Origin of the sequence: Halorientalis persicus (genome assembly GCF_900110215.1) — an archaeon.
GTDB lineage: Archaea > Halobacteriota > Halobacteria > Halobacteriales > Haloarculaceae > Halorientalis > Halorientalis persica.
In genome coordinates, this window is sequence record NZ_FOCX01000060.1 from 1 (window position 1) to 10,475 (window position 10,475).

Genomic DNA, 10,475 nt, shown 5'->3' on the forward strand with positions numbered 1-10,475 from the left:
CCTGCCCGTGCAGCAGCGGGCAAGGGTGAGGTTGTTCGCCTATTAAAGGAGGTCGTGAGCTGGGTTTAGACCGTCGTGAGACAGGTCGGCTGCTATCTATTGGGGGTGTCATGGTATCTGACGGGAACGTCCGTATAGTACGAGAGGAACTACGGATGGTTGCCACTGGTGTACCGGTTGTTCGAGAGAGCACGTGCCGGGCAGCCACGCAACACGGGGTAAGAGCTGAACGCATCTAAGCTCGAAACCCACCTGGAAAAGAGATACCGCCGAGATCACTCGTAGAAGACGAGATCGATAGACTCGGGGTGTACGCGCCGAGGTGACGAGGTGTTTAGCCCGCGAGCACTAACTGATCGAAGCCACCAATCATACCGCATTTGGACACACAGACCCGACGAAACGGGTCCAGGCGTCAACTGGATTGCACGTATACACGGTCGTCTACATCGACCACTGAAAGACAAGCCTTTCAAGCCTCGAGCGTCTCTCGACGTTCGAGACACCGATACAGGTGTTCCGCCACGGTTCGATTCCGTGGATCGGCGTTAAGGCGGCCACAGCGGCGGGGTTACACCCGTACCCATCCCGAACACGGAAGTTAAGCCCGCCTGCGTTCCGGGGCCTACTTGAGTGCGCGAGCCTCTGGGAGACCCGGTTCGCCGCCTCCACTCATACCTTCGACCCGCACCAGCATCGCGCTGGTGCGGGTCTTTCCATTTCGAACGACTGCTCAAGAGGCATCTCTACTCGGCACACTCGTCGTCGGCCTCGGCCAGAGGGATGACTATTCGTCCTGACTGTCTCGCCGGTTCTGTTTCTGAGTCCGCTGTACCCGGATTCGATCGGCGATGTCGCGTGGATCGGAGTCTGTGTGTGTCATGGGGGACCAGCCGACAGCGAGCCGGCAGTCGGGCTTGGAGCGTTTCATGGGGGAGCGACTGTCGGCGGACTGTCGGCAGTTGTCCCTACGCTCCGGTCCATAAAAATCGGTAGCAGCGTGTTTCAGAGCCAGCAACAGCGAATAGGGCCGAGCGAATAGGATAGTAAATATTTCGGGGCGTTGTGAGGCGAGCAACGCCTCGCCTCAGTTAATGAGGGCTGCACTCGACGACGAAGACGATGTCACAGAGACACTGTCCCACCCGAGAACCGTCCGATCGAGAACGACCGTCTTGCGGCTATCTCTGACAGAACGATGGAGGACCTCACTGGCTTTCAGCGTGACCTCCTGTACGTCGTTGCAGGGCTCGAGGAGCCACACGGACTTGCGGTCAAAGACGAGCTCGAGGAATACTACGAGAAGGACGTTCATCACGGTCGTCTCTATCCGAACCTCGATACACTCGTCGAAAAGGGCCTGCTAGAGAAACGCGCCAAAGACCTTCGGACCAACGCGTACTCGCTAACTGGGCGTGCAAAGCGCGAAATCGGAGCCCGACGCGAGTGGGAGAGCAGCTACCTCGAGGACGGAACGTGCCGCTCCTGAAACGACTCGTGTTCTGACTCCCGTCTCGACACGAACGTGTACCCCACTTCGCGATCGGGGAACTGACGAGCGACTGGTGAGTGGTATCGGCATCGCGAGTGCGACGTTCGCACTCGTCTACCGTAACTCCGGTTGGAGACGGGAATCACCGCTGGGGCGGGAGTAGCACAGATACTTATATCTTTGTCTGGAGTTCTCTCCCTGAACCGGCGCTTCCCGTATTATGTCGATAGGGGAGGAAGAGTGACCTGCAATGGTCCCTGATGAGTTACGAACTGCCCTCCTGGCAGTTACATTCGGCTCCCTGCTGGTCAGTTCCAGTGTCGTCGCTGGAGCGGCCGCGATGAGCCTGGAGCCGACTCCTGAACAGCCTGCACAGACGAGTGAATCTCCCGCTGTTAGCCAGTCGCCAGCTCCGGGAGACGATGACGTTGTCGAGACGTTCCGCGATCGGATGGCCTCGCTCGATACCGTCGTCCTGACGATGGAGAGTGAGGTGCAAACGAACGGCAACCAGACGAGAACTGCCGAACAGCAGTTCTGGGTCGATTATCAAAACGATCGGCTCCGAATGGAACGAGAGACCAACCAGAGCGAGACGATCACTGTCCGCAACGAGAGCAAGACGGTGATCTACAACGATGCTGAAAACACTGTCAGTACGTACAATAACACTGGTGACGTCACCGCCAGGGTCCCGCTCGACCGAACGATCGACACCAGCAAGTTGTCGTATGTGGGGACTGAGCGGATCGACGGCGAGCGGACGTACCGGCTGAACGTGACGCCCGCGAACGCGAGTACGATGTCGGACTCCCGCTCCGTTGATGCGACACTCTGGATCGATGCGGAGACGCACTTCCCCCGACAGATCCACATCGCGACCGACAGCGAGAACTTCGAGTACGAGACAACCAGCCGATTCCAGAACGTCACGGTGAACGCGTCGATCCCGGACGATCGGTTCACGATCGACATTCCCGACGACGCCGAAAGGCCCAGCTACGAATCGAACATGGAGTCCTACGAGTCGCTATCGGCGCTCAGGAACGGCACCTCCCAGACGGTCCCCGAGCCGGACCTGCCCGAGGACTACAGCTTCGAGCAAGCTCGTGTCTTCGACGGTTCGGACCATCACTCGATCACGCTCCAGTACGAGACCGCCAACAACGATACCGTGACGATCTCGACACGCGGCCCGACTGCGGTCGAGTATGACGACGTAGAGCGGTACGACGAAGTCGACGTTGCTGGCCATACCGCCTACTACACTGAATTCGAGTTCGGCGGTGAAACGACCGCAGTGCTCACGCTCCCCCGTGACAACGCCACCGTCAGTATCGTCGGTGACCTGTCGAAATCCGAGACGATCGAAACCGCGGAGTCACTAACCGACGAGTAGGGACGCCAGAAGTCGTAGCACCGCCCACTCCAGCTACGACACCCTCCACATTGGTCTCACACGGCGATTGCTCGCAGTCAGTCCCACACCCTTCGGTTGACTAGTGCGCCATCTGAGTGGCGACACTGCCCGAGATCCCGGAAATGCTCCGGATAAGTTCCAGCACAACAATCGGGTGACGCTCGAGTGAGCCCCGTTTGGACGGAGATGCTGTGTGTTTCGTAGATCGAGATGACAGGACCGAGGGATACGAACCTGCATACGGTGAGCGAGAACGCTATCGGTGCATCTGGAAGCAAGGCTCCTGAGTAAGGGCCCCTTGGGGCGGGACTCACCTCCGGTGGTGAACGAGACGCAGTCGTTGCCCCAGAGAAGTCCAAATCAGTCTTGCTCCGGATCGACTAACAATGTGTTTTGGACTAGCGCAGAAATTCCTCGCCTGAGCCGTTCGGTTATGGCTTGATCAGAGACATCGAACGCATCAGCGAGCTCCTGTGTCGAGATTTCACGCGGCAGTGAATAGTAACCGCTCTCCACCGCGTGTATGAGTGTTTCGCGCTGCGTCGGTGACAATCCGAACCATGGCCCGGCATCGGGCTTCGTGGGATTGTAGATGTGCTTGATGGATACCTGGATGTTCTGGTCGATGTAATACTCCTGGAACTCCGAAAGTGCATCGTGGGTCGGAAACCTGAGTTCGAGACTCCACGTGTCGGTGGTGCCAGTCGCGCTCAACAAGACACCACCCAAACCGAGAATCGTCTGCAATAGAGAGGCACCTGACGAATCCCAATCCAGTGCGTACAATCGTTCTCCATCGTGTGAATTGACGAGCGTAAGCTCTGTGACCGTCGGGTGATCTCGGACAGTCTCTTCGAACGCATTTCGTGTGCCGTTGTGGACTCGAACAAACGGTATTGGCCGTCCGCCTAACGGCACCATCGTCTCCAACGTAATCTTTGTCGCCCCTTCTACCCGTAGTATCTGTCCCAATTCGAAGGCGTCAGCCGGGACAGTTAGCTCGACGATAACAGCCATTTAGAGACACATCTGTTTAACTGCACAGTAGGTAGCGACATCGTAGAGCCTGTATCGATAAGACTCCCAGGCCTGGTGTATCAGGCATCGCTAACCGACGATACACCGAGTAGCAGTCACCCAGGTCAAACAGCCATTCCTCCCGACCTTGGCCGCAGCGTGACGTCATCGCCCCGTCGTCTCCGAATGCGAGGGAGTGAAGAGAGACTGTCCGCCCTTGGCCGTCAGTTTCCGAAAGGTGGTGGTATCTGGCTCACACACAAGCTGGATCAGTGGTCTGTTATACGTCTTGGTAGACCATGCCAAATGGTTGTCCGAACGACACCAGTTAATCCACAGTATGCCCACCAGACAGATCGAGACGGTCTCCGCAGTTGGTTGGTTCGAGGGCGGGGACTCCTCCGGGTCGTCGGCGGTCGGGTCTAGTATTTGGAATGCTTGCCCATCAGTGTCGGAGCCACTCCCGTGAGTGAGTCTGCATCGCTTTCGGGACGGCAGGCGAGACAGGATCTCTACGAGATATTCTTGAGCGAGGGTTCTTTCGAAGACAAAGCGCAGGGGGCCCTCGAAATCGGGAAGCGATACCTCGATGCAGACAACGGCCACCTCACGCGAATCGATCAGCAGACTGGGCATTGGGAGGCGACAGTCAGTACTGATGGACCCGATGGAGACTATCCGCCGGGACTCGAGCTCGACCTTGGGACAACCTACTGTCGGCGAACGATCGACGCGGAGGACCCGATCGTACTCAGCGACGCCCCGAAACAGGGCTGGGCTGACGATCCAGCCTTCCAGCGGCACGGATTGCACTGCTATCACGGGACCAGACTCATGCTCGACGGGGAACCGTACGGGACAGTCTGCTTCGTCGCCGAAACCCCCCGGAAAGAGCAATTCACTGAGGGCGAGACCATGTTTTCCGAACTTATCGGCCAGATGCTCGAACGCGAACTCGAACGGGAGCGACACGAGGCACAACTCCACCAACAGACCAACCTGGCTGTCGTGCTCAACAGGGTGCTTCGACACAACCTCCGCAACGGGATGCCCGTCATCCGGGGGCACACCCAGCTCATGGGCGACACCCAGAACACCGAAACCATGCGGCAAAAGACGCTCCAGAGGGTCGATACACTGCTCGAATTGAGCGAGAAAGGCCGCCAGTTGGGCCGTGTGATCGCTACCGATCTGGAGAGAAAGCCCACCGACATCGTTTCGCTCGTCCGTGATTGCGTGACCTCCGTCGAACAAGCGAACCCAAATGCGAACATTACGATCGAAGCAGAACAGGAGGCCCGAGCGTCGATACTGTCGAGTTTCGGCCGCGCGGTCGAAGAACTCATCGAAAATGCCGCCAAGCACGGTGGCGATTCGCCGACGGTCACCGTCACCATCGAGACCGTTCCCAAGGCGGTCGAAATCCGGATCACGGACGATGGGCCAGGGCTCTCCCGCGACGAAGCCGACGTGCTGGAGACTGGTGAGGAGACACCGCTGAAACGCGGTTCTGGACTTGGTCTCTGGCTGGCCCACTGGATCGTCGCGAGTAACGATGGAACGATCACTCCGGCAATCACCGACGACGGAACGACGTTGACGATCACCGTTCCACGGACACCGATGGGGAGCAACGACGAGCAACTGACCGAACTCAGCCGCGCACGCGACCAGTACAAAGCGAGCTTCGAAGAGGCGGGTGACGGCATGACGATTACCGACGATTCGGCTCGTATTCTGGCCGTCAACGAGGAAGCCGCCCGCATCTACGGCGAGGACCGCCAGGCGTTGCTCGGACGGTCGATGCAGGAATTCCTCCCAACCGAGTTCGACTTCGAGGCAGAGTGGGGAGAGATCCAGGCCGCCAAGATGAAACGCGACGAGTTGGACATCATCAGTGCCGATGGTGGGGTGAGTACCATCGAGTACACGGCCAAAACCGACATCGTCCCTGGCCAGCATCTCATCGTTAGCCGCGATATCAGCGAGCGCAGGGAACGCGAGGAATTCCTTCAGGCGACGGCGACGAGACTCGAAACCATCGTCAAGCTCTGCCCCGAGCCGATTCTGGCCCTCGATGCGACTGGCGCGATCCAACTGTGGAACGACGCGGCCGAGGAGGTGTTCGGGTTCGGGGAAGAGACTGCTCTCGGTGAACAGATACACTCTCTCGACCTGTTCAGCCCCGCACAAGCCGCCGATTTCGAAGACCGCTTCGAACGTGTCCTGGCAGGCGAAACCATTCGCGATCTCGACCTACAGCGCCAGGCCCGCGACGGCACGACGATCAATTTGCGAATCTCCGCGGCACCATTGCGAGGTGACGGTGACGCGATTACTGGACTGATTGCAGTCACAACGGATGTCAGCGAGGAAAAGGCACGCAAACGTGAACTCGAACGGACCCGAGAACACTATCGAGTCGTCGCCGAAAACTTCCCCAACGGTGGCCTCTTCCTGTTCGATTCCGAAATGCGGTTTCAGGTCGCTGCAGGCAAGGGACTCGAAGAAGTCGGCCTCGACCCAGCGGGTCTCGAAGAGCGACACGTCCGGGAAGCGCTCGACGGCGAGATCCCATCGCCCTTTATCGAGATGTGTCGGGCTGCACTCGACGGCCGGCCCCAGCAGGAAGCAATCGCATTCATGGACCGAATCTACCGGGTACAGACTGTTCCCGTCGAGGACGCCGCCGGTGAGGTCTACGCAGGGGTCGCGATGACCCAGGATGGTACCGTGTCAACCGAACGCGAACGGGTCGCGAGTGTGGTCAGCCACGACCTCAAGAATCCGTTGAACGTGGCACAGAGCCGGCTCACTCTCGCTCGAGAGTCGGGTGAGTGGTCCCATCTCGACCACGTCGAATCTGCCCTCGGTCGTATGGAATCGCTCATCGAAGACGTCCTCTCCCTCTCACAGTCTGGGAACACTATCCGAGAGCGCGAGTCGGTCGATCTTGCGGTAATGGTGGCTGACTGCTGGGCCAGCGTGGACGCTACTTCGGCGACGCTCGACAACGACATACAGGGGACGATACGTGCCAACCAGACCCGTCTCAGACAGGTGTTCGAGAACCTGTTTGGAAATGCCCACGAACATGGCGGAGTGGGAGTCTCCGTGACTGTCGGGAACACGAACGACGGGTTTTACGTCGAGGATACGGGTCGGGGGATTCCGCTGTCGAACCGTGCGAACGTATTTGAGGAGGGCTACTCGTCAACCACCGATGGGACCGGACTCGGACTAAGCATCGTCGAGCGAGCAGTCGACGTTCACGGATGGGATATCCGCGTGGAAGAAGCCGCTACCGGTGGTGCTCGATTCGTGATCAGCGGTGTCGAGTACGAAGAGACCGAACCGCATGAGTAGCCATCTCGATCGTCGAGTCCGGCCGTACTGCAATAGAGGCGCTCTCCTTCCCCACGATAGGACCTCCTGTTGGTCTCCGATCGTGGGCCTCTTGACCGGCGGATGTAGCGTCAATCCGGAAAACCGGGTGGTGCGAGCATGATGGCGGGTCAGCCTGCGTCGTTGGCTGACTTCCTCCCGCGTGGAAACGACGAGTACGAGGTGTTCGTCGCTCGCCGGAGCGAAGTTGTCGATTTCGATACGGCAATTGACGCCATATTTGAGGCCACTCCCATCGACGTGTCCGAGGAGATCGTCGAGGAAGTCGAGGAAGACACCCTCGTATTGTTCCAGAATGGTCGAGTCGTGTCAGTTACGCCAGTACGGGAATTCACCTATCTTGTTGACCAGATTACCGCCGAGATCGGCCAGACTGCAACTGTATCGCTTGCTAATCTCAGGTTTCCGTCGATTCTCGTCGAACTGGCTGGCGGCTCTTTCGAGGTGATATCCGCCTCATCGAACCATCCAGTGTTGCTGTTTACGACGATTAGTCGGTGCATCGAAGCGCAGTCGTGGGAACAACGGCGGGGTCAGTTACGTGTCGGGGTCCAGTATCTGTCCCGACTGACAGACACAGGCGATCCACAGACACGTGCGGTATACGAACAGCTCGCAGAGACGGATGTCGAGGTTCACGTATACGGTATGCCAGATAAAATCCCACCGTCGGCTCTCGATTTGACGGTACACGGCGGACGGTCTGCTGATTTCACCCAGAATTGGTTCGTCAGCTACCAGTCACCTCCTGCCACGACGATCGCGTTCATCGCCCACGAATTCGAGGGCGGGAGATGGCGCGGTCACTGGACGTTCGATACGGACCGAGTCGAACAGCTGACCAGCTATCTGAAAACACTCTGTCGGTAGTTTGCCTTTCCAACCGCCGACACCATACGGCGCAACTCCGCCGGGGCGTTCCCGTGCTGTTTGTCGGACGTGTACTCGACACTCATTGGAAAGCTGTACGGCCGAATTGACAACGACAATCGAGACTACGTATCACAGGCCCGCGAAACCCGCTGTAGTCTCAACGCCTGGACCTGCCACGAGTTGGGAATGTAGCCGATAATTCCTAAACTGGCACGAATCTTCGACCGTCGATCACACCGAAACCAACGCCCAGCCGCGATTCACCAGTCTGTCACGTCGACCACACCCCGCGTACCGACTGAAAACCAGCCCGCCGCGCAGCGCTGCCGCTCACGAGTCTGCGAACCGAGAGAGGAACGCCGTCAGTCAGGTGGCTCCAACCCGAAGCACTGCTTCGCGATCGTCAGGAACAGATCGGCCGTCACGAGCGGCTTGTGCGCCGGGTCGTCCTCCAACTCCAGCTTCACCAGGAGGTCGACCAGCCGCCACACGTTGTACAGCGTGCTGGCGAACAGGAAGTTGAACAGCCGATAGCCGTGGTCCATCGACGTCGTCCGGACGCGGAAGCTCTTGATCTGCTTGAAGCCGTTCTCGATGCCCCAGCGCGCCCGGTAGTGCCGAAGGACCCCGGACACCATCTGCGCGGTGTCGATCTCGTCCATCTCCGACCCCGGCGCGTCGATGTCTGGATGGTTGGTCTTGAACAGCTGGTACTGGCGGGCGTCGGCGGCCGATCCGCGCGTCGGCTGCTGCTCTTCCTCTTCCCGAACCTCGTCAACAACCTCGGAGAACATCTCACCCACGCGCTCGCGGTCCTCGTCGACAGTCTCGGCGAAGTCGCTCATCAACTCCTGGCGCAGACTCTCCTCGTCATCGTCCTCCTCGACCGGCTCGGCGTCGAGATCGTCGCCCGACCAATCGGCACTCATCGCTGGCACGTACACCTCTTTCCGTGAGGTGTCGGCACCGTCGCTGTAGTACTCCAGATTCCGCTGGCTCTCGACGTGGACGAGCTTTCCCTGCCGGCGGAGGTCCGTACACGTCCCGCGCTCGCTGGCGTCCATGCGCCCGGGCATGAGGTAGTGGACCTCGTGAGTCTCGCAGGCGTCACGAACGTCCTCGGCGTCGAACTCACGATCCAGCAGCACGAGGTCCAGGTCGACGATGTCGGTGGCCGCTTCGAGCAGCTCGTCGACGATCTCCCAGCGCGACATCCCGCGCCGAACCGGGAGCGCATCGAGGACGAGCGGGATATCCTGCCCGACGATCTGGATACTCGCCCACTGAAAGTAGTACTGCGGCGATTCGTGAGCGTCGTTCTGATAGCCCAGCAGCCACGGATTCGTTACGTTGCCGTTCTCGTCGCGCTCCAGTTTCCCCTTCGAGCGGTAGGGATTCGACTTCGTGATGTCGATCGCCGCCACGAGGTTGCCGACGAGTTCCGAATCGCGGCGCGCCCGCTCGATCAGCTGGGACACACAGTCCCGGTGCATCCGACGCATATCCTCGACGCCCAGCTGGCTGAGGTGGTGGCGGTGGGTACTCGGGGCCTGGACGCGGTCGCGGGTCGTGTCGGCCGCGAAGGATTCGATACCCTCGTTCACGCACGTCTCGGCGCGCGGGCCGATGAAGGCGTGGCCTTCCCAGAACGCATTCTCGTGCACATCGGCGTTCTCGCCGCGCTGGAGGTCGTAGGCGCTGGTGACGAATGGCTTGGCGTGCTGCCACACCTCTTTCGTCTTCTCGCGCGTGAGGTGGCGCACGCTCTGGCTGTCCGGCTCGCTCTCCTCCCGGTCGGCAGTCTCATCGGGCCGGAACACCTCGTCGGGCGCGGGCACGTTCCGGTACCGGGCGATGTTCACGATCTCCTCGGCGGCTTCGGCGATCAACTCCCGGTCGTCCTCGGAGAAGTAACGATTCCAGTCCTTCCAGAGCCGATCCTGCGAGGGGATGCCGTCGAAGCCCAGCGCCGTCGCGAGGAACGGCTTTTCCGAGAGGTAGCGATGCAGCGCCGTCTCGTGTTTCCACTGCTTGATCAGCCGGAGGCAGTGGGCGCGAAAGGCGGCGTAGACGGGCGTGGCGTTCCGATGCCACATCGCCTTGTTATCGAAATAATCCCAGTTGAAGACTGGCGGGAAATGTTTGAGGAATTCTTCGATATCGTTATGCTCAGGCTGTTTAAACCAGATATTCGCGTAAGTGGTGACGTCCTGCAGGAAACCTTGGCGGTGGTCCATCGTGTGGCTCTCGCCGTTGAACAATGCAAAC

7 protein-coding genes and 2 rRNA genes are annotated in these 10,475 nt (G+C 59.4%); 7 read left to right on the forward strand and 2 right to left on the reverse strand.

Annotated features, from left to right (window positions below; translation table 11 throughout):
- From BMX17_RS26800 to BMX17_RS23825, 4 genes are all read left to right on the forward strand, one after another.
- A 23S ribosomal RNA gene (locus BMX17_RS26800) occupies window positions 1-372 on the forward strand; the annotation flags it as partial.
- Between the two features lie 177 nt (window positions 373-549).
- A 5S ribosomal RNA gene (gene rrf, locus BMX17_RS23815) occupies window positions 550-671 on the forward strand.
- Window positions 672-1,198: 527 nt separating this feature from the next.
- Window positions 1,199-1,489 (forward strand): PadR family transcriptional regulator, encoded by a 291-nt coding sequence (locus BMX17_RS23820; protein WP_092664833.1) that lies wholly within the window; start codon window positions 1,199-1,201, stop codon window positions 1,487-1,489.
- Window positions 1,490-1,742: 253 nt separating this feature from the next.
- Window positions 1,743-2,891 carry a DUF2092 domain-containing protein gene (locus tag BMX17_RS23825; protein WP_092664836.1) on the forward strand — a complete coding sequence of 383 codons (1,149 nt, stop codon included), beginning with the start codon at window positions 1,743-1,745 and terminating at the stop codon, window positions 2,889-2,891.
- A gap of 381 nt (window positions 2,892-3,272) precedes the next feature.
- On the opposite strand, the gene BMX17_RS23830 is transcribed toward BMX17_RS23825, so the two are convergent.
- On the reverse strand, window positions 3,273-3,929 hold the full coding sequence (locus BMX17_RS23830; protein ID WP_092664841.1) for a helix-turn-helix domain-containing protein: 657 nt from the start codon (window positions 3,927-3,929) through the stop codon (window positions 3,273-3,275).
- Between the two features lie 465 nt (window positions 3,930-4,394).
- On the opposite strand from BMX17_RS23830, the gene BMX17_RS23840 reads away from it, so the two are divergent.
- Together BMX17_RS23840 and BMX17_RS23845 are read left to right on the forward strand one after the other, a co-directional pair.
- Complete coding sequence (locus BMX17_RS23840) at window positions 4,395-7,295, forward strand: ATP-binding protein (protein ID WP_170845555.1); 2,901 nt, start codon at window positions 4,395-4,397, stop codon at window positions 7,293-7,295.
- 138 nt (window positions 7,296-7,433) lie between these two features.
- Window positions 7,434-8,204, forward strand: a complete 771-nt coding sequence (locus BMX17_RS23845) for a hypothetical protein (protein WP_092664850.1) — start codon at window positions 7,434-7,436, stop codon at window positions 8,202-8,204.
- Between the two features lie 365 nt (window positions 8,205-8,569).
- Here the strand turns inward: BMX17_RS23845 and BMX17_RS23850 are convergent, their stop codons facing one another.
- Entirely contained in the window at window positions 8,570-10,303 is a 1,734-nt protein-coding gene (locus tag BMX17_RS23850) for a transposase (RefSeq protein ID WP_211611466.1), read from the reverse strand.
- On the opposite strand from BMX17_RS23850, the gene BMX17_RS26805 reads away from it, so the two are divergent.
- On the forward strand, window positions 10,295-10,475 hold a 181-nt coding region (locus BMX17_RS26805), incomplete at its 3' end, for a hypothetical protein (protein WP_211611467.1). The genes BMX17_RS23850 and BMX17_RS26805 overlap by 9 nt on opposite strands.